The organism is Paenibacillus sp. P2(2022), assembly GCF_029522175.1.
In the GTDB taxonomy this organism is placed as follows: domain Bacteria; phylum Bacillota; class Bacilli; order Paenibacillales; family Paenibacillaceae; genus Paenibacillus; species Paenibacillus polymyxa.
The window spans coordinates 1-23,740 of sequence record NZ_JAKWFI010000016.1 but is presented as its reverse complement, the minus strand read 5'-3'; the positions used below and the strand labels follow the sequence as shown (position 1 = coordinate 23,740).

Annotated in this window: 21 protein-coding genes, 1 rRNA gene and 1 pseudogene; 7 read left to right on the top strand and 16 right to left on the bottom strand. The window is 45.8% G+C overall.

All coding sequences use genetic code 11. The features are described from left to right. Positions 1–120: 120 nt before the first annotated feature. Complete coding sequence (locus MMB75_RS24920) at positions 121–2,190, bottom strand: bifunctional rhamnulose-1-phosphate aldolase/short-chain dehydrogenase (protein WP_045245405.1); 2,070 nt, start codon at positions 2,188–2,190, stop codon at positions 121–123. A gap of 285 nt (positions 2,191–2,475) precedes the next feature. Further along, positions 2,476–3,489 (bottom strand): LLM class flavin-dependent oxidoreductase, encoded by a 1,014-nt coding sequence (locus MMB75_RS24915; protein WP_045245404.1) that lies wholly within the window; start codon positions 3,487–3,489, stop codon positions 2,476–2,478. A gap of 239 nt (positions 3,490–3,728) precedes the next feature. Here MMB75_RS24915 and MMB75_RS24910 point away from each other — a divergent pair, with 239 nt between their 5' ends. The 3 genes from MMB75_RS24910 (at position 3,729) to MMB75_RS24900 (ending at position 6,112) form a co-directional block, all read left to right on the top strand. After that, positions 3,729–4,211 carry an RrF2 family transcriptional regulator gene (locus MMB75_RS24910; RefSeq protein ID WP_025364755.1) on the top strand — a complete coding sequence of 161 codons (483 nt, stop codon included), beginning with the start codon at positions 3,729–3,731 and terminating at the stop codon, positions 4,209–4,211. 30 nt (positions 4,212–4,241) lie between these two features. Beyond that, positions 4,242–5,123 (top strand): Hsp33 family molecular chaperone HslO, encoded by an 882-nt coding sequence (gene hslO, locus MMB75_RS24905; RefSeq protein WP_045245403.1) that lies wholly within the window; start codon positions 4,242–4,244, stop codon positions 5,121–5,123. A gap of 158 nt (positions 5,124–5,281) precedes the next feature. After that, positions 5,282–6,112: a class I SAM-dependent methyltransferase gene (locus MMB75_RS24900; RefSeq protein WP_045245402.1), complete on the top strand. Its 831-nt coding sequence runs from the start codon at positions 5,282–5,284 to the stop codon at positions 6,110–6,112. Positions 6,113–6,152: 40 nt separating this feature from the next. On the opposite strand, the gene MMB75_RS24895 is transcribed toward MMB75_RS24900, so the two are convergent. Next, positions 6,153–9,518: an S-layer homology domain-containing protein gene (locus MMB75_RS24895; protein ID WP_277511324.1), complete on the bottom strand. Its 3,366-nt coding sequence runs from the start codon at positions 9,516–9,518 to the stop codon at positions 6,153–6,155. 314 nt (positions 9,519–9,832) lie between these two features. On the opposite strand from MMB75_RS24895, the gene MMB75_RS24890 reads away from it, so the two are divergent. Then, positions 9,833–10,702, top strand: coding sequence for an aminoglycoside 6-adenylyltransferase (locus MMB75_RS24890; protein ID WP_016818452.1), 870 nt, complete (start codon positions 9,833–9,835; stop codon positions 10,700–10,702). Between the two features lie 104 nt (positions 10,703–10,806). On the opposite strand, the gene MMB75_RS24885 is transcribed toward MMB75_RS24890, so the two are convergent. The 12 genes and pseudogenes from MMB75_RS24885 to MMB75_RS24830 all read right to left on the bottom strand — a co-directional run bounded on the left by MMB75_RS24885 (position 10,807) and on the right by MMB75_RS24830 (position 20,030). Continuing rightward, complete coding sequence (locus MMB75_RS24885; RefSeq protein WP_016818451.1) at positions 10,807–11,151, bottom strand: cupin domain-containing protein; 345 nt, start codon at positions 11,149–11,151, stop codon at positions 10,807–10,809. Between the two features lie 114 nt (positions 11,152–11,265). Further along, positions 11,266–11,601, bottom strand: coding sequence for a YolD-like family protein (locus tag MMB75_RS24880; RefSeq protein WP_016818450.1), 336 nt, complete (start codon positions 11,599–11,601; stop codon positions 11,266–11,268). A 12-nt stretch (positions 11,602–11,613) separates the two neighbouring features. Further along, positions 11,614–11,808, bottom strand: coding sequence for a hypothetical protein (locus MMB75_RS24875; protein ID WP_017428465.1), 195 nt, complete (start codon positions 11,806–11,808; stop codon positions 11,614–11,616). Between the two features lie 104 nt (positions 11,809–11,912). After that, complete coding sequence (locus MMB75_RS24870; RefSeq protein WP_016818449.1) at positions 11,913–12,401, bottom strand: hypothetical protein; 489 nt, start codon at positions 12,399–12,401, stop codon at positions 11,913–11,915. A gap of 84 nt (positions 12,402–12,485) precedes the next feature. Next, positions 12,486–12,848: a response regulator gene (locus tag MMB75_RS24865; RefSeq protein WP_014599711.1), complete on the bottom strand. Its 363-nt coding sequence runs from the start codon at positions 12,846–12,848 to the stop codon at positions 12,486–12,488. A gap of 354 nt (positions 12,849–13,202) precedes the next feature. Continuing rightward, entirely contained in the window at positions 13,203–14,201 is a 999-nt protein-coding gene (locus MMB75_RS24860) for a metal ABC transporter substrate-binding protein (RefSeq protein ID WP_016818448.1), read from the bottom strand. Positions 14,202–14,236: 35 nt separating this feature from the next. After that, positions 14,237–15,085 carry a metal ABC transporter permease gene (locus tag MMB75_RS24855; RefSeq protein ID WP_016818447.1) on the bottom strand — a complete coding sequence of 283 codons (849 nt, stop codon included), beginning with the start codon at positions 15,083–15,085 and terminating at the stop codon, positions 14,237–14,239. After that, a complete protein-coding gene (locus tag MMB75_RS24850; protein WP_170973163.1) occupies positions 15,031–15,738 on the bottom strand; it encodes a metal ABC transporter ATP-binding protein in 708 nt (235 codons plus the stop codon). Before MMB75_RS24850 ends, MMB75_RS24855 begins: the two co-directional genes overlap by 55 nt. Positions 15,739–15,954: 216 nt before the next feature. Beyond that, positions 15,955–16,979: pseudogene (locus MMB75_RS24845) on the bottom strand (ABC transporter substrate-binding protein). Positions 16,980–17,047: 68 nt separating this feature from the next. Continuing rightward, a complete protein-coding gene (locus MMB75_RS24840) occupies positions 17,048–17,836 on the bottom strand; it encodes an ABC transporter ATP-binding protein (protein WP_257127020.1) in 789 nt (262 codons plus the stop codon). Continuing rightward, positions 17,833–18,945 (bottom strand): FecCD family ABC transporter permease, encoded by a 1,113-nt coding sequence (locus MMB75_RS24835; protein ID WP_257127019.1) that lies wholly within the window; start codon positions 18,943–18,945, stop codon positions 17,833–17,835. Before MMB75_RS24835 ends, MMB75_RS24840 begins: the two co-directional genes overlap by 4 nt. After that, positions 18,942–20,030 carry a CobW family GTP-binding protein gene (locus MMB75_RS24830; protein ID WP_016818442.1) on the bottom strand — a complete coding sequence of 363 codons (1,089 nt, stop codon included), beginning with the start codon at positions 20,028–20,030 and terminating at the stop codon, positions 18,942–18,944. The genes MMB75_RS24835 and MMB75_RS24830 overlap by 4 nt, the downstream gene beginning before the upstream one ends. Positions 20,031–20,261: 231 nt before the next feature. Between MMB75_RS24830 and MMB75_RS24825 the strand changes: the two genes are divergently transcribed. Genes MMB75_RS24825 through MMB75_RS24815 form a run of 3 tightly spaced genes read left to right on the top strand, consistent with a single transcriptional unit; the run spans position 20,262 to position 23,377 of the window. Then, the gene (locus tag MMB75_RS24825) at positions 20,262–21,263 is read left to right on the top strand and encodes a permease (RefSeq protein WP_257127018.1); all 1,002 of its coding nucleotides are present in this window, start codon (positions 20,262–20,264) and stop codon (positions 21,261–21,263) included. A gap of 8 nt (positions 21,264–21,271) precedes the next feature. Continuing rightward, on the top strand, positions 21,272–22,249 hold the full coding sequence (locus tag MMB75_RS24820) for a TIGR03943 family putative permease subunit (protein ID WP_257127017.1): 978 nt from the start codon (positions 21,272–21,274) through the stop codon (positions 22,247–22,249). An 18-nt stretch (positions 22,250–22,267) separates the two neighbouring features. Continuing rightward, positions 22,268–23,377, top strand: a complete 1,110-nt coding sequence (locus MMB75_RS24815; protein WP_257127016.1) for a CobW family GTP-binding protein — start codon at positions 22,268–22,270, stop codon at positions 23,375–23,377. 238 nt (positions 23,378–23,615) lie between these two features. On the opposite strand, the gene rrf is transcribed toward MMB75_RS24815, so the two are convergent. Beyond that, positions 23,616–23,732, bottom strand: a 5S ribosomal RNA gene (gene rrf, locus MMB75_RS24810). Positions 23,733–23,740 lie beyond the last annotated feature (8 nt).

Sequence of the window (23,740 nt, the reverse complement as noted above, 5' to 3'; positions counted from 1 at the left end):
ACGTGTTTCCTAGAGTATTTTTACATCCCTTCGGAACTATGGGCTTGTGCCCTCGATTAATGAAATGGATTAGTGAAATAGAAATGAGTCTATCGCTTACAGAGGTTCATTTGAATTTGGCTAGCGTGTAAAGGCTGCTGGGACGCCGCCGTCGATGGTCAGCATACATCCTGTTGTTTTCTCTGCCTTGGATGAGGCGAAAAAGGCAATACCTTCTGCGATATCCTGCGGGTAAATGTTGACCAGCAGCGTCGTTCGCTTGCGGTAATGCTCCTCCAGCTGGTCTGGCTCGATGCCGTAGGCAGCGGCGCGTTCATTGCGCCAATTGGAGTTCCAGATTGCCGAGCCTTGCAAAATCGCATCCGGCAAAATAGTGTTTACGCGGATACCGTATTCCCCGCCTTCTGCGGCAATACAGCGAGCCAGATGCGCTTCCAGCGCCTTGACCGAGCTGTAGGCCGTTACATTTTTGCCTGCGTAGATCGAGTTTTTGGAACCGACGAACACCATGCTGCCGCCAAGTGTCTGTTCCTTCATCAGCTTGAACGCTTCACGCGCGACTAAAAAATAGCCTGTTCCCAGCACGTTTACATTTAAATTCCATTCCTTTAATGATGTTTCATCGAACGGACTGGATGTAGCAAGCCCTGCGTTGTTAACGATGACATCTACACCACCATAGATCAGCGCCGTCTCGGCATAGGCCACCTGGATTTGCTCCTCCTGCGTCACATCCATTTTCACGGCAATTGCACGGTTTTCACCGTAACTGCTATTGATGTCTGCAGCTACCTTTTGCGCACCTTCCAGATTGAGATCTGCCAATACAACATGCGCACCTTCATCTACTAAACGCCGTGCGGTTGCACTGCCGATTCCGCCTGCACCACCCGTAATGAATGCAATTTTGCGTGAAAATTCTGCTTCTGCCGGCGCAAGTGACAGCTTATAAAGCTCCAGCGGCCAGTATTCCACGTTGTAAGATTCATTTTCACTAAGCGAAACAAATTCTCCTAACGCCGTTGCTCCTCGCATGACAGCAATGGCACGATGATATAAGGCGCCGCTCACCTGCGCATTGCTCCAGCTTTTGCCTGTGTTGATCATACCGATACCCGGAATTAAAATGACACGCGGTGCTGCTTCAAATCTCACGTCTCCTTCATGTCGATTGCGCTCAAAATAAGCTTGGTACTGCTCCTTATAGGTTGCTATACCCTCGGCAAGCTTAACTTTCAACCCCTCTACATCCTCCATATCCGGTGTCCAATCTACATAGAGCGGCTTCATTTTGGTATGAACCAGATGATCCGGGCACGCTGCCCCGATCTGAGATAAAGCAGCAGAATCCTGGCCGTTCACAAACTCCAGCACATCCTCCGCGTCATCAAAGGTGAGGATCATCTTTTTCTCATCACTGACTGCACCTCGAACGGATGGCATGATCTGGGACACCATGCTGCGCCGTCCCTCTACAGTAAGCGCTTTATATTTTACGCCTCCAAACGCATGCTTTTCCTCTTGGCAAGCTTTAATATAGCTTTCTGCTTCTTGGATGATTTCAATCGTTTTGGCATAAGCTGCTTCGGAAGTGTCTCCCCACGTAACCAAGCCATGCTTTTCCATCAGTACCAACTCAGCTTGTGGGTGATCGAGCACCCCTTGGGCAATCATTTTCGACAGCTTAAAGCCAGGACGGATATAAGGTACCCATACAAAACGTTCACCGAAAATTTCCTTAGCGATTTTCTTGCCGTTATGCGCACAGCACAAGCTGATGATCGCATCCGGATGTGTATGATCGACATGCTTAAATGGCAAAAATGCGTGTAGCAGTGTCTCAATGGAAGCCCGCGGATGCTTGGCATCTATCATACAGTTCGCCAAATATGCGACCATATCCTCGTCAGACATCTCTTCCCGTTCAAACAGTGGACGAATATCCTCCATACGAAGCCCTGTGAAGTTATGCGCTTTCATTGTTGCGAGATCGGAACCGCTACCCTTAACATACATCACCTCTACTTCACGCCCGCGAAAATCTTGTATCGTCGTTTTGGCCGAAGTGTTGCCGCCTCCCCAGTTGCACACGCTCCGATCTGTGCCAATCAGGTTAGAACGATATACGAGCTGTTCCAGCGTGCTTTTCTGCTCAGATGCTTGCGAAGAATTCCATAGACTTTGTACCATAGGAAAAAGACCTCCAAGTTCTGTTTTGGTTTTGAATGGCTTTATTAAGGTGGATATTTTTATTTACGGAGACTATAACACTTTTGTTTAAATTTGAAAATATAAAATACAAAAATAATCAAAAATAATTTTTAATTTTATCCATATGTAAACACGAATATATACATCTATAAAACAATCATGACCACACAGACACACACAGACAATAAAGGCCGTGCCAGGAATGGTTATAAGAACCTCTCTGGCACAGCCTCGTTTGTTTAACTCATTTATTTACTCATCTATTTACTCATCTATGCGCATCACTTGGGCTAGTAGCTCGTACGAACGCAAACGTGCCTGGTGATCATATACCTGAGCGGTGGTAATCAACTCATCGGCTCTCGTCTGGTTGATTATAAAATCCAGCCTTTGCTTGACTGTGTCAGGACTACCGATTGCTGAATACCCCAGCATATTACCACGAACCATCTCCTTCTCCTGCTCACTCCAAAGCTTATCCATGTCATCGACTGGTGGTTTTAGTCCTCCGCTATGTCCGCGCAGCACATTTAAAAATTGTTGTTCTTGTGAAGTAAAAAGCCGTTGTGCTTCTTCATCAGAATCTGCAGCAACCACATTCACACCAACCATCACATACGGTTGATCCAGTGCCTTGGACGGCCGGAAATTACGGTGATACAATTCCAGCGCCTGTAGCAAATGAGCCGGGGCAAAGTGGCTAGCGAACGCAAACGGCAGCCCAAGCTGACCTGCCAGCTGAGCACTGAATCCGCTTGAGCCCAACAACCAGATAGGTATATCCATCCCTTCTCCTGGAATCGCTCTCACCCCCGGCACGGCTCCGTTTAACGCTGGATTCAGGTAAGAGCGCAGCTCATTCAGTTGCTCGGGGAAATCTTCCCCTGTGGCGTGCAGCCCTCGCCGCAATGCTCTCATTGCAGGTTGATCCGTGCCGGGAGCCCGACCAAGTCCCAGATCAATTCGCCCCGGATAAAGCGACTCTAAGGTTCCAAACTGCTCCGCAATTATGAGTGGAGCATGGTTAGCCAGCATAATACCACCTGAACCGACCCGAATCTTGTGGGTATGTGCAGCCACATGTCCGATGATCACAGAAGTAGCAGCGCTGGCAACCGCCTGCATATTATGATGCTCCGTTAGCCAATAGCGTCGGTATCCCCATTGCTCAGCATGCTGGGCAAGATCCACCGTATCACGAAAAGAATCGGCAGGAGTACCGCCTTCAATGACAGGTGCAAGATCTAATATAGACAGTGCAACATTCCGCGTGGTCATTTTATATAAACCTCCTGTCAAACTATTATTTTACGTATTTCTTTCAACGCCTTAATTCTTTGACCTATCAATTGATGCATCAACTATAATAATGCGTCCCCTTATGAATTGCAAATAATTTTAATTTTTAGTATTTATCAAAAAATAGTTTACTTTTACGATCAGCTCGTCTATCATGCTCATATGTGGATAATAATTATCCATGTTAGCCTGGTTATAACATATTGAGGTGATTGCTAGTGCATATGAAAACAGGTGTCGAACAATCTGTCTACGCTCTCCTTCTGCTCACGATGCTACCGGACAAAGCCGTTTTACCTGGAGAGGCCATTAGCCAGCAGTTAGGCGCTTCACCTACTTATTTTCATAAGCTGTTACGAAAATTGGTTAGCTCTGATTTGATTACTTCTGTACCTGGTGTCAAGGGCGGATTCAAATTAAAGAAAAAACCTGAGGATATACGAGTATTTGATATTTATCTGGCGATTGAGGGACAGCAAACCCTCTATTCTTCCAGCGGTATATACAACGATATGCTTGAATTAAAGAAAGACGATCAGTGCTGTTTACTGGCAAATTTGATGGAAGAAGCGGAAGCCTCCTGGAAAGCCGTTCTGAAAAGAGAAACCATCGCGTCACTCTCTGCTGACTTTTTTAAAGAAGGATATGATGCGAAAATTACTTCTTTGAAGAACTGGATTCAAGAAAAAATGGTCTTGTAAAGAACTTCAAAAACAGAAAGGGATATGAACATGAATGATTATTTAGTAAAAGCTCTTGCCTACAATAACCAGGTGCGGGCTTATGCTGTGAGAACAACGGAAACGGTAAGTGAAGCCCAGCAGCGTCATTATACCTGGCCAACAGCATCGGCTGCATTGGGACGTTCCATGACGGTGGGCGTGATGCTGGGAGCTATGCTTAAACATGAGGATAAACTGACGATTCGGATTAACGGTGGAGGGCCCATCGGCACTATTCTTGTCGATACCAATGCCAAAGGAGAAGTTAGAGGTTATGTAAAAAATCCGCAAACCCATTTTGAGCTTAATCAGATCGGGAAATTAGATGTCGCCAGAGCCGTAGGAACAGATGGAGCGCTGATTGTATCCAAAGATATCGGCCTAAAACAACCATTTGTTGGACAAGTCCCTCTCATATCGGGTGAACTGGGCGAGGATTTCACCTCTTATCTCGTTCAATCCGAACAAATTCCTTCTTCTGTGGGAGCAGGGGTTATTGTTAACCCGGATAACTCCATTCAGGCGGCTGGAGGTTTTATTATTCAGCTGATGCCGGGTACATCGGAAGAGGTTATCAGTTTTATCGAGAGACGGATTGAGAGCATTCCGAGCATCTCCGCAATGGTCATGGAAGGTCTTACGCCAGAGCAGATTCTGGTCCAGATTTTGGGAGAAGGCAACATGAACATACTGGAAACCATGCCTGTACAATTTCATTGTCCCTGCTCAGAAGAACGAGTTACCAATGCCATTATCAGCTTAGGGAATCAGGAAATAGAAGACATGATTCGTACCGATGGACAAGCTGAAGCCCATTGCCATTTTTGTAACGCACATTACCACCTTACCAAAGAAGATCTCGAAAACATGCTGGAAACAAACATCATTTAAATACGGGCTGTTCCCAAAAGTAGTTTTAGCTACTGGGGAACAGCTCTTTTCTTTCTCAATGCTTTCGATGGATGGTTTCCTTGGCCAAAAACGGTAGACTTGTTTATGACGCAAGTGTTAATGTTATATTATTCCAATTACATGAGGTGAGATGCACTATGTTCGAAAAAGATACGCATGAAATTCTGGCTTATTATGATGGCGGTGCAGAAATAGGCAGATTAGAGCGAGGCATCGGAAAAATAGAGCTGGAAAGATCAAAAGAAATCATTTCCCGTTATCTCAGCAAGTCCACTCATATTATTTATGATATCGGCGGCGGTGTAGGGGGCTACTCTTCGTGGCTGGCAGAACTGGGATATGAAGTTCATCTATTCGATCTCTCTTCGCAAGCCATTGAATTCGCTCGTCAGCAGCAACTGAATAAACCCATCATCAGCAAGCTGGAAATCGCAGATGCCAGAAATCTTGATCGTAAAGATGAAAGCGCAGACATCGTGCTATTGATGGGACCTTTATATCATTTAACAGAACAGAAGGAAAGAGTAAAAGCACTGCAAGAAGCAGCGCGTGTCTTAAAGAAGGGGGGAACGCTGATTACTTCGGCTATTTCCAGGTTTGGCTCGTTACTGTGGGGGCTATCGGTGTACGGCGAGTGCAATACCATTGTGGAGGAAGATGCGTTCATGGATATGGTCAGACAGGAGTTAACAGATGGTCAGCATGTACGACCGGCGGCTTATCCCTCTTTTATCACACGCTCCTACTTTCATACACCGGATGCCTTGCGTGCAGACTGGCAGGCGGCTGGATTGCAGGAGCCTCGTGTACTGGGTGTCGAAGGCCCCGTCTGGATTGCACCCGGATTTGAAGAGAAATGGGCCATTCCTTCTCATCGCAGACGTTTGCTGGATATAGCACAGCAGGTTGAAGAGCAGGATTCTGTCATCGGCATGAGCCCGCATATGCTTGCGGTAGGTATCAAGTAAAAAGACGAGCCAAACAGGCTCGCCTCTGTATCATTCTAGATTACTGCTCCAAACTTTCCAATACGGTTTTAATTTCGCTGTTCAAACTAAGTGCATTATAAATCGCAGTCAAGGCTTCAGCACGTGACGCATGATACTTAGGTCCAAATTGACTCGTACTTATACCCGAAAGCACACCGGCTTGTGCTAATTGTTTAATCGTATCAGCCGCAAAAGAAGCGGACAAGTCGGTGAAGCTTTTTTCATTCGAGGTGTCCTTTTTCAATCGGTCTAAATCCAAGATCCGCGCCAAAATGACAGCCATTTCTTGACGGACAATTGTTTGATCCGGTTTAAAAGTACCATCCTCATAACCGTTTAATACTCCAGCTGCGGTCAATTTTGTTATGGCATCCTGCGCCCAGTGATCCCCAATATCGTTCAAAGCCACAGGCTGATTTCCACCACTAATATCGAAGATTCTAGAAATGATAGCAGAAAACTCCGCACGGGTAATTTCACCATCAGGTCTGAAACTGCCATCCTTATATCCATTTACGATACCCAGCTTAGAAAACGTGTCGACCGTCTTTTCTGCCCAATGTCCTTGTAGGTCTGAAGGTTTAACACTAGTAGAAGAATTTAAAGCAGATTCTGCTTTGGACTTTATATTCTGCAGTACTTTGTTGTCTGCAACCACTACGTTACTGTTGAATATGTCTTGCACAGGAGCAGTTGGCTCAGTCACCAATTCTTCAGATACAGGTACAGTTACTGGTTCTTTAGATACAGTCACCGATGGAGATGATACAGCTGATGTTGCCGTATTGCTGCTGGAATCATCGCTAGAACGGTCCCTGTTTCGATGCCCAGACCCGCCGCCACTGGAACTACTGGAATCACTGCCAGCATTATTGGGTGCGGGAGCAGCAACAGCTGTTACGGTAACTGGAACATTAAAGCTATATCCGCTGTATGTGGCGGAAATTACCGTGTTCCCTTCTGAAAGTGCTCTAATCTCTCCCTGAGTAACCGTAGCGACATTCGCATTGCTGGAAGTCCAAGTTGCTTCTTCACTGACATCAATCTCTGATGAGTCCGATTTTACAACTTTTGCTATAGCCCGTTCTGTACCCCCTACCAGCATTTGACCATTATTGATAGAAACACGCAATTCCGTGTGACTATCATCTGTTGGTATCGGATCTGGTGTTGGCACCGGATCTGGTGTTGGTACCGGATCCGGCGTTGGTACTGGATCCGGCGTTGGTACCGGATCTGGCGTTGGTACCGGATCTGGTGTTGGTACTGGATCTGGCGTTGGCACCGGATCTGGTGTTGGTACCGGATCTGGTGTTGGTACTGGATCTGGCGTTGGCACCGGATCTGGTGTTGGTACTGGATCTGGCGTTGGTACCGGATCTGGCGTTGGTACCGGATCTGGTGTTGGTACCGGATCTGGTGTTGGTACCGGATCTGGTGTCGGTGCTGGGTTGATAGTGAATGAAACGGTAGCTGTTGAACTCTTCGCATCTAATGCTCCGTTCGTTGTACCGTCATCAATCACAGTATAATCAAAACTTGCCGGGCCCTGGTAGCCTGAATTCGGAGTGAATAGTACAACCGCTCCGTCTAGAACTACCGTCCCACCTTGTGCATTTTCTACCGATGCGATGCTCAGATGTTGTAAGTTCTCGTTGACAGGGCCTGCCGTGTCGTTTGCTAAGAGTTCATCAATAGCGATAGATTGTGCCCCTGCACTTGCCGATAACGATGGTAGTGTATCATTCACAGCTATCGGACTGTTGTTTACCTCACTCACAGTGATTTTGGCTTGGTTCGGCTCGCTGATCCCTGTTCCACTCATATCTAGTGATGATTGTACGTCGAAACTGAAATGATCACCTGACGGAGAGTTAGCATAAAGATTTGGCGTAAATTTAAGCCCTGCTTCGCCATCCGCTACAGAAATAAATTGACCATCTCGGATTTCCATTACCCCATCATTTTTATAGAGGGTTCCACCAATAATGTTTGAGATTCTAAAGTACGACACGTCAGATCCATCCACTTGATTACGAGTAATGATCAAACCGTCAAAGCTTTGCTTGTCTTCCTCTGTCAAAGCATCAGTCACGTTAGGGACATCAGTGACGGAATTTACTGTAAAAGAGGCTTGCTTGACCACCGACTGCGGGACTGAGACGCCGTTCGATGTTCCATCATCGGTGACGGTAAAAGAGAAGCTAGCGGTTCCATTAAAATTCGGCTGAGGTGTAAAAATTACATTTGTTCCATCTAAACGTACAGCCCCTCCTGCGATGCTGCTGACTGAGGATACCGTTAGGTGTTGACCATTCTCATTCGGACCGGCAGACGCATGCGCAAGCAGTTCTGCAAAAGGAATTGTCCGCTCTCCTGAGTCTTCTGTAATGGAGGATAGCGTTTCGTCTTGCGCTGCCGGGGGATCGTTTACTTCCGTAACATGGACAACAGCCTTAGTGGCATCGCTCAGTCCATTACCCGTTGCACTCTGAGCCGCCTGCACATCAAAAGAGAAGGTATCTCCCGCTGCGTTGTTGGCGTTTGCCATAGGCACAAACCTCACGCCATCCCTAGCTTCTGCTGCTGTGATAAACGTTCCGTTGGAAATCTCGGTGATACCATCGCTATGATACAGCCTGCCTCCGATAATGTTCGTAATTTGATAATGTGTCACTACCGTTGAATCTTGCGGGTTTGGTGTAATGGTTATATTAGATGTTGGGATATCTTCCTCAGTAGTCACAGCGGCTACCTCAGGCATTTTAGACGAAACAGCCGAGGCTGATGTTTCCAATATCAACTGGGGAATATCTACGCCGTTGTCGTCGGCTGAATATGTAATTTCCGAATAGTCTCCAGGGTTCCCTGCTTCGTTGGCAAGCAATGCAAATGAGACCATACCATCCGTCTGTTGTTGTACAAAATGGGTAACATCAAAATCAACCCATCCTACTTGAAGGTCTGAGCCTGTTTTCGTATCCGAAGGCTGATCCAGCGGGTTTAGCGGAAAAGCTCCGCTGCTCCAAACATCAGCAGTCGATCCATACACGATCAAAAAAGGATTCTGGTTAGAGCTGTAGCTGATAGAAGAGATATGAATACGCAAGGTTGCCTTCGTTACAACCTTCCCAGTCAGCTCGGGCATTTTAAACTGAATCGCTGATCTGTAATATCCTAACACTGCATCCGAAGATCTGCCAACATAGTTTTCTGGTGCATCCATCCAAACGTCGGCAGACTTGCTCCATGTTCCATCTTGGATTAATTTGGGCTGTTCGGTTGGTGCCGCACCAGCATCCGCCACTAAAATTGCCGATGAAAAGATTAGTGATACTGCTGTTAATGCACATGTGAATCGTTTAGTAGACTTGCAAAAATGCATACCTTTCCTCCTGTTGAAATAAATCTATGATTGCTGCTTGATATTATACAATTTCGTCACTGAACAAATTCTGAACAATTGCATTTTATCCTTCTATTCAACCAGCTCAGCAAGAATACGAGCAATTTGCCCGCTGTTTATTCAGTTGAATGGCTTCCGTGAATGAGCTATTGTAAGGATAGGATACTTTTGCCAGATAAAACAACTTACAGGAGGTCGTTTTTCTTGATAATCCTTGAACTGGTGGGCTTTATTTCTACTGCTGTCTTATCTACGTTTTTTTCCTTTCGATACCGCTTGTGGAGACAACTATAGTGAGAAGTGAACAAGAGATGCTGCATACCATTCTCCAATTTGCTCAAGAGGATGAACGGGTACGTGCCGTGATTATGAATGGTTCACGCGCCAATCCACATGCTCCACGAGATATTTTTCAGGATTATGACATCGTCTTTCTCGTATCTTCCATGGACAGCTTTATTCAGGAACGTCACTGGATTCGCCGCTTTGGAGAATTGATCATTATGCAGACACCCGATGAGCATGTGGAGCCTACTGTGACGTTCCGTGATCGCTTTGCTTTTCTCATGTTATTTACGGATGGCAATCGCATTGATCTTACCCTCTGCCCTGTGACTAACATCGCCAATTGGCCCCGAGACAGCTTAAGTGTACTGCTGCTGGATAAAGACGACCTGGTGGAGCCTTTCCCACCGCCAAGTCTTCAGGCTTATAAGACGGTCCCTCCAACCGCCCAAACCTATGCGGATTCCTGCAACGAATTCTGGTGGGTCAGTACTTATGTGGCTAAAGGATTATGGCGACATGAGCTTCCCTATGCCAAATTCATGTTGGATCGACCTGTAAGAGATGCGCTTCACTTCATGCTGGAATGGCATATGGGTATACAAACTAACTTCACGGCAGATCCAGGTAAGCAGGGAAAATATTTCGAGAAGCACCTTGAGCCTGAACATTGGACGGCCTACATCCAAACGTTTGCGGATGCAGATTATGAACATATGTGGCAGTCTCTTTTTATCATGGGTAATTTATTTAGAGAAGTTGCCCAGAAGGTGGCGAACCATTATGGTTATAGATACCCGATTGAGGACGATCAACGTGTAACAAACTATCTCCATCACGTAAAAGCTCTCCCTGCAGATGCAACGGGCATCTATTAAAGAAAAAAACCAGTCGGGCACTTGATTTACATGTGCTAGCCTGGTTTTTTTATACTCTAACATTATTTGACCTATATACGTTTGGAATCTGCTGTCTCCTAATATTAGTTTTCGGTCAGCACACGGTCGCCTCTGCTCGCAGGCTGAGAGATAACCAAAAATTCAACATCCTCACTCGTTTCATTAAACATTTGATGAGGCACCATAGGAGGAACCTCACACCCTTCCTGAGATCCTAATTGGATGCGTTCACCATCCACTTCAAGTACCGCTGCACCTGATAAAATAAAGAAAAATTGGCGCGCATGATGATGATAATGTCTGACTTCATGTGTATTTCCCGGCATGCGCTCATGAATAATACTCAAATCATCATTTTTCACCAAGCGCCAACCATCACATTGTTCTCCCCATATATAATGTTCAGCATTATGTTTACTTATTTTCAAATTGACTCCCCCTTTGTAGTTACAGTTTTATTGTAAATCTGGATTCACTGAGCTACAATCTTAATTATAAAAAACGATAGAACCCATGTAAAAAAACTCTGAGTCCGACCATTTTTAGATATCCGCCTCGATAATTTCCTCCAACTTAATCCAGCTAAAATCCTCTTCCCCACGAGATAGCTTCACTTCTCGCCGACTTGTGTTAATCACTGTAACCAGTCCGCGCAGCTCCTCATCATCAAACGGATTAAACACTCTTAGTGTAATAGGCTTCCGTTCGTTATAGGATACGATAATGGCCTGTTCAATCTGCTGTATCTCCTGATCGTCCAGTGTCGGCTTGCCGCGTCTTCCCTGCTCCTTCATCAGTCTTACATATGCCTCCCGATGCTCAGGCAAAATCATACGCGAGCTTTCCCATATGCCATTTCCTTCAAGCTTTTTTCCCATCGTAAGCCCCTCCTATGCTGTTCTGGTTACCGGATGCCATGCCAATACATGATCTAATCGAAAAACACGTGGCTGACCAGTTTGCAAACAGGTGGCCCGGATCAAACCATTCTGCACACGATGCACCTCTATCTGCCGATGAGACAGTTTTCCCTTTCGGTCCATATACACGATTTCCACGATCTGTCCCACATATTTCTCCAGCATCATCCTTCACTCCTCATCAGAACGTTTGTTTGTATTATATGCGAACATGCGTTTGATTATCAATGTAAAAAAATCCCCTGAGGGAGTTGCCTCTCTCAAGGGATTTAAAACTCATAGGTGGACAGCTTAATATCCTCTTTATTCAAATCTTTCAGCGGATACACAGGGCCATTCCAATAAGTCAAAATATTAAGTGGCTCATTAGTACCATGCTCCTTTAAAGTGTGAGATAATTCGAGCAATACATGTGGAAGTTGATAAGAGCTTGTTAAAAATTGATATTCTTCTGGACTTTCGCAGTCTTCTGCTCGATAAAATACAAAGTAACCCTCGGTATAATCCCCAATGAGTACAATATAACGAGCAAGAAACATAATTTCACCATTGGCAAACGGAATGGAAAATGTCGAAGCAGAGATTAAATCTGTCTCTAATGCCTCTATACGAACGGTGAGTTCATTGTTTAGAGCATCCATTTTTCCCCTTTGTTCACTGATGAGGTGTTCATAATTTACAGGAACAAGCCCCCCACTCTTGATCGTAGCGATCAGTTCATCTATAAATACTTTTTGAGACAATACTCGATTGCTCATCCTATTCATCTCCATATTCGTGAAAAATAAGCATGAAACTCCCGCTTCAATATGTTCAATATTATGTATTAAAAGCTTGATTCATTAATTATCCAGCATTTTTGTGACGGCATTCACGACCCTTTCCATCTCAAATGGCTTCACAATAAAATCTTTTGCCCCTGCCTTAAATGCTTGTATAATTGCTTCCTGCTGACCCAAAGCGGAACACATTAAGATGTTGGCTTTAGGATCAAGCTCTACAATCTTTTTAACAGCCTCAAGCCCATCCATTTTAGGCATATTAATATCCATGGTAATTAAATCTGGTCGAAAGTGTGCATATTTCAAAACTGCATCATATCCATTTTCCGCTTCTGCAATAACAGAGTGACCTAAATCCAACAGAATATCCTTAAGCACAGAACGCATAAATAAAGAATCATCCACTATTATAACTGTTGCCAAGTTAACCTCTCCAATCCGTTGTCATATGATATGCACGCCCAAACTTCAATATCGGTGAAAAAACTAGTTATATTAATAGAAAGAATCTGTAAAAAGAAAAACGCTACCATTGAATTATAAAAGGAATTTGAAACTAGCTACTACAGCATTAATTTCAATAAAAACGTTTCGCAATGACGTAAATCATTCCTGTAGTATGAAGATTACAAAGTACTAGGTATTCAATGAACCCTTAGCACTATGCAGGAGAATTTAAAGTGAGAAGAATCATTGGGTCAACTCCTTAAACAGACATAAAAAAAGACATCGGTATCATACCGACATCTTTTTTTAAACTATTCGTTTAAAGTTTGCTTATTCATTCAGAGCTTTTTTCAAAGCCTCCAGATTGTTTTTCATCACACCAAGGTAATCCAGGTTTTTCTGCTTGTCTTCATCCGTCAGTCCTTCAAGAGGATTCAGCACATCCGTTTTCGAACCAATTTCAGTAGCTACGGTTTCAGCAACCTTCGGATCAACCAATGTTTCAAAGAAAATCGTCTTCACATTATTTTCTTTAGCAAACTTGATAATACCTGCCAACTTGTCCGGCGTAGGCTCCTGCTCTGGAGATAATCCGGCAATTGGCACTTGGGTCAGACCATATTGCTTAGCCAAATAGCTAAAAGCAGCATGCTGCGTAATAAAGTCTTTACGTTTTACATTCTTCAGACCCGTTTTGAATTCAGTATCCAGCTCTTTCAGCTTAGCAATATAAGCATCAGCGTTTTTCTCATAGTCCGCTTTGTTTGTAGGATCGGCTTTTACAAGCCCTGCTTCTATAGCTTCTACTTCTTTCTGAGCTAAGACTGGATCAAGCCATACATGAGGGTCCAGCACATGATCGTGATCATGGCCTTCCTCTGCGTGTGCTTCTTCTCCTTCTTCCTCCTCGGCAGATCCTTCCATCAGGTTCAACCCTTTGCTTGCTTCAACTACTACACGCTTATCATTCGATGCGCTGCTCAAAGCCTGTTCTGCCCAACCTTCGACGATCCCGTTATATACAAATACGTCAGCATCCTTAACCTGTGCCATATCCTTGGCGCTTGGCTCCCAATCATGCGGCTCAGCACCAGCAGGAATCAACGCGGTTACGTTAGCATGATCTCCGGCAACTTGCTTGGTGAATTCATACATCGGATAAAAAGTGGTGACTACATTCAGCTTTTTACCACTGTCCGCTGTTTGTGCCGGATTAGGTTCAGTTTGAGATGCATTCGTGGCTGCATGATCAGATTTAGCTCCGCAACCGGCCAAAATAAGTGCTAGCCCCGCGGATAATACAAATGATTTTTTGAACCATGTATTCATATTCATAACTCCTTATGTGTTAGTTTTTTATAAACTCACTGACCTGCCGCATTCTTACGTCGGGAAGCCTGTTGCTTGCCAAGCTTACGGACCAGCTTTTGAATACTAGCTCCTACGATCAGGAATAATAAGAGCACCATAGCAATCGTCCCACCTGGGGGTGTACTGAGTTCATATGATGCGGTTAATCCCATAAATACGCCGATCAATGCGGTGATCATGGATATCCAGATAGCTGCCGCGAAGCTCGGTGCAATTCGAATCGCCAGCGCAGCAGGCAACACGATTAGTGAGGAGACAAGCAGTACACCGACAATCGGCATGGCTGCGGCTACAATCATCCCAGTCAAAATACTAAACGCAAACGAGATAGACTTGACAGGAAGACCATTGGTCTTTGCCGTTTCTTCATCAAAGGTAATCTGGTACAAAGGCCGTCGGAACACGAAAAAGAAAATACCTCCGATGACAGCCACAACGATCATCAACATCAGCTCGGTCTGATTGACGGCTACTACCGAACCAAACAAATAAGCGGAAAAGCCTTTGTTAATGCTCTGATTCAGATTCATTAAAATAACAGCCGTTGAGAGGCCACCTACCATAATAATAGCCACAGAAATCTCACTATACGTTTTATAAGATCTGCGGACGTATTCAACAATAATCGCACCGATCACCGCAACAATAAATCCAGTTATCGTCGGGTTAATCCCTAAATAGGCACCTGCTGCCACCCCTGCCAGCGATACATGCGATAGCATGTCCGCCATGAGAGCCTGACGCCGTAGCATCAGGTATACTCCAAGCACCGAGGCCAGCAGTGCAATTACCCCACCGGCACAAAATGCCCGCTGCATGAAGTCGTAGTGCAGCATTTCCATCCGCCATCTTCCTTCCTTTCAAGCTCAATAATACGATCCAGATAATGTTGTACTTCCGATAGTCCATGGGTAACCATGACTACAGTTCTTCCATATTCCTTAACCTGCTGATTCATCAGATCGTAGAAGTGATGTCGGCTTTCCTGATCCATTCCGGTCGTGGGCTCATCCAAAATGAGCAAATCCGATTCCTGAGCAAGTGCCCTTGCCACACAAATACGCTGCTTCTGTCCACCAGACAATTCGCCGATTTTGCGGTGCCGTAAATCCCACATCCCTACTTGACGAAGCGCCTGCTCTGTCAGATCATGATCCTCAGCCCGCATCCGGCGCAGCCAAGAGCCATGAGTATATCTACCCGAACGGACAAATTCCAGGATGGTACTTGGAAATCCTCCATTGAAGGCAGCAATTTGTTGTGATACAAATCCGACAACGAGCTTTTTACCTTCACCTGTACGGTCGGACATAAACACTTTGCCCTTCCAAGGCTGAAGTAAACCGAGCAGCAACTTGAGCATCGTCGATTTGGAAGCACCGTTGGGTCCAGTGATCGCCACAAATTCTCCGGAAAAAATTTCAACATTGGCATCCACCAAGTTAGGAACATCTCCGTAGCCAAATGTGACCTGTTCCAATGAGGCCAATAACATGACGCAAATCTCCTTTTCCTTTAAAAAGCCTGGAGCCATCTGAGCGGTCATCATAGCGCAGATTCTCCAGGTCGTTTATGATCATTAAACCATCTACCGTAATTATTACGATTTGGTAATAAAAAAATAAGCGCTTGATAAACGTAACCTTTACGCATTAGCAAGTTTAACAGTTTAGGCAAGGTTCGTCAATGTTTTGGCAACTCTTTTGTTTGTTTATTTCACTTTGTCCGGGTACAAGCCTGCTGCCAAGGTTTTCAGTGCAATCGGTGCTCGCACACCTTCAGCCGCTGCGGATAGAGGCAGCACCACAAATCGTTTGTTTTTGATCGCTTCGACACCAGCCAGCGCGGGCTTGCTCAACAGCAGCTTTTCTTTATCCGCCAGTGAAGTATCTCCGTAGTCGAGAATAATAATAACATCAGGGTTGCGGTTCACGACCTCTTCCCAGCTTACTTCCGTAAAACTTTTATCGATATCATCAAAAATATTTTTCGCCTTCACACTTTTAATCAAAGACGTCAGATAATTGTTGGCAGCCGTAAATGGCTTGTCTTCGCCGCTGTCATAAACAAAAACCTTGGGTGCCCGTTCAACCGTGCCAATTTGAGTCTGAATGGACTGCACTTGTGCACGAATGTCATGTCATTTACCAGTTTTTCTGCACGCTCCTCAACCCGGAAAATACGTCCAATATTTAGTATATCCCGATATACATCTTCTAATATAGGACCCGGCTTATTGGAGGATTCCTGTACATAGGTTTGCACGCCCTGTTGGGCAAGCTCCTCACGGGAACCCAGATTTTTATCATTAAAGGCACTCTTCCAGCCCGCATAGGCAAAATCCGGTGCAGCTGCCATAAACACCTCTTTGGACGGATATTGTTTGGCTAGAACCGGGATTTTATCATATTGAGTCTTATATTTCGGTAAAATCTGATCATCCAAATAGGCGGTTCCTACCATGGAAGATTCCAGTCCAAGGGCCAGCATAACTTCTGTCGCATGCTGGTTCAATGTAACCGCACGTTTGGGCGCTTCGGGAAATACCATTTTTACACCCATGTTCTCAATCTCTACTGCCTTCTCTTGGGTTGTTGATTGCGATGCATCAGATTGCTGCCCGTTTGCAGATGAATTTGTGGTTTGAGCCGTGTTTCCTGCTGCGCAGGCCGATAATAACAGCATCGCCAAAGCTAGCATAACCAGCGGTAATGCGGGTTTGCTACATTTATTCATATGTAACGTCTCCTCTTTCATTCACAGTTTTATCTTACCTTATCGAATCACCATTCTGCCTGTTAATGTCATAGATGGTCTCCACCTCTAAGAGAATCCGGTAAAAAGGTAATACTCGGTTTCCCGGTTTTCGGATGAATGCGAATTTCTGTTTCCACCCCGAATACACTGCGTAGCAGGTCAGGCTGAAGCACATTCTCTGTTATGCCGGAGGCTACCACCTTGCCTTCTTTTAATACATACAATCGGTCACAATAACATGCCGCCAAATTTAAATCATGCAGTGCAGCTAAAGCAGTGATCTGAAGTGTTTTGACCAAATCGAGAATTTGCAGCTGATACCGGATATCGAGATGATTCGTTGGCTCATCCAAAATGAGAAACTTTGCCTGTCCGGCCAAAGCTCTGGCGATCAATACCCGTTGCTTTTCACCGCCCGACAGGGTGCCAAACCCCTGATCCGCTTGAGCATTCATGCCTACCCGCTCCAGCGCCTGCTCAACCAGCTCATGATCGAAGACAGTATCTGCTTCCAACAGTTTCTTATGAGGATGGCGGCCCATCAGGACGATGTCCCGTACTAAAAAATCAAACGTTTGGGGCGCATCCTGACTTACCACTGCCATTTGTCGTGCTGTCTCTTTGTACTTCATCCGTAGTAAATCCCGGCCATCCAGCGTCACCAAACCACTATCAGGTCTTAGCACACGATACATATTCTTAAGCAACGTCGATTTGCCACTGCCATTTGGACCGATCAGCCCGACCAGCTCTCCCATTTTTACCTGGAGACTGATACCGTCGATCAATCGTTTATCGTGAATACTGAAGGTCACGCCTTCGACTTCTATATTCATTTTTCGCCTCCAAACGAGTAGGTACTGCGCCGCAGCAGCCACACAAAAAAAGGTCCGCCACACACAGCCGTTACAATACCAATCGGCAGCTCCTGTGGAGCTAGCACGAGCCGGGCACATACGTCTGCCCACACGACGAAGATAGCTCCCGAAAGCAGGCTGACAGGCAGGACACGCCGATGATCCGATCCCACTATTAGCCTAACGATGTGTGGAATCATAAGCCCGACAAAACCAATCGAGCCACTCACTGATACGACTGCCCCGGTTAAAAGGGAAGCGACAACAACCAATAATACACGGAACGCCTGCACGTTCACACCGAGAGTTACGGCGGCTTCTTCTCCTGTCAGCAAAGCATTCAATGAACGGTATCGGGTCAAAAGGACAGCCGTTCCCACCGCTATAATAAGGCTTGGAATGAAAAGCGTATCCCATTGAGCGCCTGCCAGACTTCCCATCATCCAATACATCGCGTCACGGATGCCTTTTTCATTCGGGGCCATCGTAACGATAAAGCTAGTCACAGCCGACAGCATCATAGATACCGCCACCCCTGCCAACAGCAAGCGGGTCGTCGATATCCGTCCGGCCACACGAGCCAACGCAAACACCATAAGCATCGCAGCTAGAGAGCCTATAAAAGCAGATATGGGCAGTGTAAGTCGTCCCAAAAATCCAAAAGCTCCAAACACAATAACTAACGTCGCTGTCACTGAAGCACCCGACGAGACTCCTAGAATATAGGGGTCTGCTAACGAATTGCGAATTAATGCCTGTATAGCCGCTCCGGTAACAGCAAGTCCTGCTCCCACGACAACACCTAGCAGCACACGCGGAAAGCGAATTTCCCAGACGATATATTGCTCCGGTTTGGTCCATGTCACGGGTATCCACTGATCCAGCCAGGGCAGATGGGACAGCGCAATTCGCCATACTGTCCCTGGAGCGACAGCCACAGGACCCAGCATGACCGCAAGTGTAACTGACAGCACCAGTCCCGCAGTTAATAGCAGCAGAATTGTTGTAAATCTCCATGGAGGCTTCCCTGCTAGATCAGCTCGAGAATGAGGCTTGGATGAATAAACGCTATTTGTTCTCGAAATCATGAACTAGCCAGTGGCTTTGCAGCCGCTTCAAGCTTTTTCAATCGTTCCCCGATCTCAGAAGCAGAGAAATTCTCGCCCATGATCACTGCTACATCGTTCACTGGCTTTTGCGGTCGGATCGGGATGATTTCCAGCTCACGATAGGCAAATTGAAACATCATTTGACCCTCCGATTCCAAAAATCGCACGATTCCTTTGGCCCGGTAAATTTCAGCAGGCAAACTGCGGAACAACTGTTCAAACTCGGAGCGTGACACAGGTTGTCCAAAAAAATGCGTATGAACAACTACATGGTCGTAGGAATGATAATGCTCTCCGTGTTCATGTTTATGGTCGTGATGCTCGGGCTCATGATAGTCATGAGGATGATGGCCTGTATGATCATCATGACCATACGTGTGAAAATGAGCTTCCGCATGCTGATGATCATTCGCGATATCGACTGTGGACTCCTTTTGCCGTGAAACATCCATCCGTTTCTCTCCTTGAATGGAGAAAAAGGCACCCAAATCTACGTCACTACGCTCCGTGCTTACAGTCAAAGCATAAGGATTTAATTCTTTTACAAGGGCCTGTACTTTTTGCAATTCTCCCGCAGCCAATAAATCAGTCTTGTTAATAATCAGTTTGGAAGCACATCGCAGCTGATCCTGCATCAAACGAAACGACTTGCTTCTCTCACTACCCAAGGAGAAATCCAGAAATTGACGCGCATCCACGACCGTGATAACAGATTGTAAAACCATAGAAGAATATATGGAGGCATCTGTCACTGCATCTACAATCTCCATTGGATTAGCCACTCCGGTACATTCTACAATAATCACATCTGGCTTATATTCCTCGGCAAGATTCATGAGCTCGACGCCCAAATCTCCGCGAATGGTACAGCATATACAGCCACTGAGCATTTCCTTCATGGGGGCTTGGTCGTTCACCAAACTGCCGTCCAGATTAACATCACCCAACTCATTCATCAGAATAGCTGGCTTGAGCCCCTGCTCCTTGTAGTAAGCCAGCGCATGCTGAAGAAGAGTTGTTTTCCCGCTGCCCAAAAATCCGGATAAAACAACAATCGGTATCATATAATCCTCCTTGTCTTTACAGCACTAATATGGATCGTACCGTAAAAGTTTTCTTCTTGCAATCATTTATCGGATTTTAATCGTAATAATTACTATTACCGAACATAAATATATATGACCACGCTTTGAATTGTCAATATAGGAGGTGATTCAAGCATAATCCTGCGGCATGATTGTCCCAACACAGGCATAGGATGTAGATAAGAACCCTTATTCCCAAGGAGATGTGGAATGAAAAACCGTACGCTGTTGAAGATGCTGCCTTTTATGATTCCGTTTGCCTTTCTCATCCCTGTGCTTATTACGCTATCTCCTCAGTGGCTTCGTTTGTTAGATATAGGGCAGCTGCAGTCATTAAAGACGGTATTTATGGGTATTTTTCTGGAGGCTGTTCCGTTTCTCCTGATCGGTGTGCTTGTTTCATCCCTTTTACAGTGGCTTGTACCGGAGACATGGATTCGTAAAATAGCGCCTGCCCATCCTGTGCCGGGTGTCCTGCTCGCCTCCTTGCTAGGTATGCTGTTTCCCATCTGTGAGTGTGGCATGATCCCTGTCGTTCGCCAATTAATGCTCAAGGGAATGCCTGCCTATATGGGTATCACTTTTATCTTAAGCGGACCTATTATCAATCCCGTAGTACTGGCTGCGACAATGATGGCTTTCCCTTCCCATCCTGAGGTCATTGTCGTTCGAATGGGTTTGGCCTTTGTCGTTTCCGCGACCCTCGGATTGATCATATATGCCTTTGTGCGTGTGCATCCGCTCAAACGGTCTTTGCTCTCTTTTAACCAACAAAAGCAGAACAATCAGACTCATCGGCATAACCGCACATGGCGGGGATTTTTTGTACATGCTGGCGACGAGTTTTTAGACATGAGTAAATATCTCATTATCGGTGCATTATTGACAGCTTGCATCCAAACCTTTATCCCACGTGATGAAATGCTTTCGTTAAGCAATGGAACAGCTGGCTCGTACGCCTTTATGATGGGCTTTGCCTACGTGCTATCGCTATGTTCCACCTCTGATGCCTTTGTAGCTACTGCTTTTTCACATACTTTTACACTGGGTCCGCTGGCAACCTTTCTTGTACTCGGCCCGATGCTTGATTTCAAAGGTACACTCATGCTGCTCAGCACCTTTCGCACCAAATTTGTCGTGATCTTGGGCTTACTCATTATTTTACTCGTCCTGATGGGATCTATAGCTGCTGAATGGTTATTGGGGAGGTAAATACAAACGTGAATTCAACCTTTAGCATCCGCTGTCAATATGGCATGCGCTCCTTGCTCATGATCGGATTAGCTGTATACATCATCACATTACATCGCACAAGTGCACTTCATTACTACTTGGCTCCGCAGATGCAAAAGCTGCTTTTACTCTGTCCTGTGCCACTCATATTCATCGCTTTGGCAATGGCATGGCACGTAATCGTGGGAAGCCGGGATGGTGAAGATGTATGCGATTGCGAACATCCTTTACCGCAAAGCTGGTTCAAAAAAACTCTCGTATATGGAATGCTGCTCATTCCGTTGCTGTTCGGATCACTGCTGCCCAATCAGGCGCTTGGCAGTGATATGGCAGCCAAAAAAGGTATGTCCTTCACCTATCCCAACCCGGATATCCGACGAAAAACAGACATACAAACCACGAACACACCCGCAGCCTCCCTTTTATCCACTCCATCTTTCACACCAACTTCGCTCCCTCTAAAGGGAAAATGGAGTCAGGAAGCGCTGGATAAGCTGTTCGTTCCACCCGATGAGTACAATGTAGAATTCGCCGAGCTGGCGAAACGTCTGTATCAGCAACCCATTATACAGATCCATCCGGAGATTTTTTCCGAAACTATAGGAGCGATCGAACTGTATAAGCACGCTTTTCAAGGAAAAAAAGTACAGGTGACTGGCTTTGTCTATAAAGACGACAACCTACCGGGTAAAGGTCTATTTGCAGTAGGAAGGTTCCTCGTTATGTGCTGTACTGCCGATGCCATGCCATTCGGGGTTATCGTCCAATCCCAGAACCCTCCGTCCTTTGACAAGGATACCTGGGTGACTATTGAAGGAACACTGCATGCAACGCAAAAGGATAATGCACCCGTACTTGAAATTCGATCCGATAAAATAACGACTGTCAAGCAGCCAGAATCCCCTTATGTCTATACCCAAGCAGACTCGGTAGCAACCTATGATCGCTTGAATACGGCACACTAAACCCGCCAAGGAGGAAAAATGATGAACAAAGTTCCTGTTATATTAATCAGTGGTTTTCTTGGAAGCGGCAAAACGACACTACTTTTGCGGCTGTTAGCCTATACTCGTCAGATTCCTCTTCGTGCTGCTGTTTTAATGAACGAAATGGGCGAATATGATGTAGACAGCGCTATTATTTCAGAGGAAATGCCTGACGTAACAGTGGAAGGACTGCTAGAGGGGTGCATTTGTTGCAGCAAAAGAAATGAGCTGGCTGGCGCACTGCACACCCTGCTCAGCCAAGAGCCAGATGTGATCTTCATGGAGACCACCGGAGTAGCCAACCCCGAGCAGGTGTTGGAGGAACTTCGCTCTCCACTGCTGGCAGATCGGCTGTATCTGGTTCACGGCATCAGTGTGGTGGATGCTGAGCTGTTCCATGAATACAACAGCCGCTTCACTGCAGACAAAGAGCTGGTTCGGACTCTGCACGGACAGCTTCGCTCCGCCGACTTTATTGTTGTGAACAAAACGGATGTCGCAAATAGCCGTGAAGTGGCTAAGGTCGTCAAGAACATCCGCAAGCTCAACGATACGGCCAAGTTGCAAACTACTGAGTATAGCCGCATTGACCTTGAACCACTGCTGGAACCTGTCCTGAACTCCGTATGGGTTGACCCGAAACCTGTACAAGTATTTCAACATACATCGGCACAGATGCAGCCCAACGATGCAGAAGCATCGCCTATCCCAATTCCCGCTAAAGATAACGAAAGACCTAGCAGTGCCTCCAGAAGTACCGCATTCAAAGTGATTTCTGCACACCGTCAAAACCACAGTCACGATCACGACCGCCCCCATTCCTTTTCCCGTCTGGAGAGCTTAACACTGCATCAATATTCTCCTCAGCCATTGGAAAAGCAACGATTAGAAGACTTCCTGACTGGGCTAGGTTCCTCGCTGCTTCGTGCGAAAGGTTATTGTGTGCTTCCGCATGAGGGTACAATGCTTTTGCAATTCTCAGGAAGTCACTTGGAATGGCAGCCCACCGCACTTCCGGTGAGCCAGGGATATGTCACACTCATTGGAGAGCAGCTTGACAAAGCGTCCATTACCGAGCAATGGGAACAGTGCTTCGTTTCGCTGTAGTCGACAGATTCGGCTCGAAATGAAATTCCCCTCCAAAATGTCTACGAAATTAAATTATAAAAGGCTGTTCCTTTGACCTTTAAAAGTCATGGAACAGCCTTTTTTTGTAACTATCATAAATTTGCATATACGCAGTATATACCTTATAGGATGTTATGTTGAATGATGGGAAAATAAAAAAAGCCGTCGAGGCATTCTCGACGACCTGAGTACGACTTGCAGAGTCATACTATTATTTGCTTGGCAACGTCCTACTCTCCCAGGACCCTGCGGTCCAAGTACCATCGGCGCTGGAGGGCTTAACGGTCGTGTTCGGGATGGGTACGTGTGGAACCCCTCCGCTATCGCCACCAAACATGAATT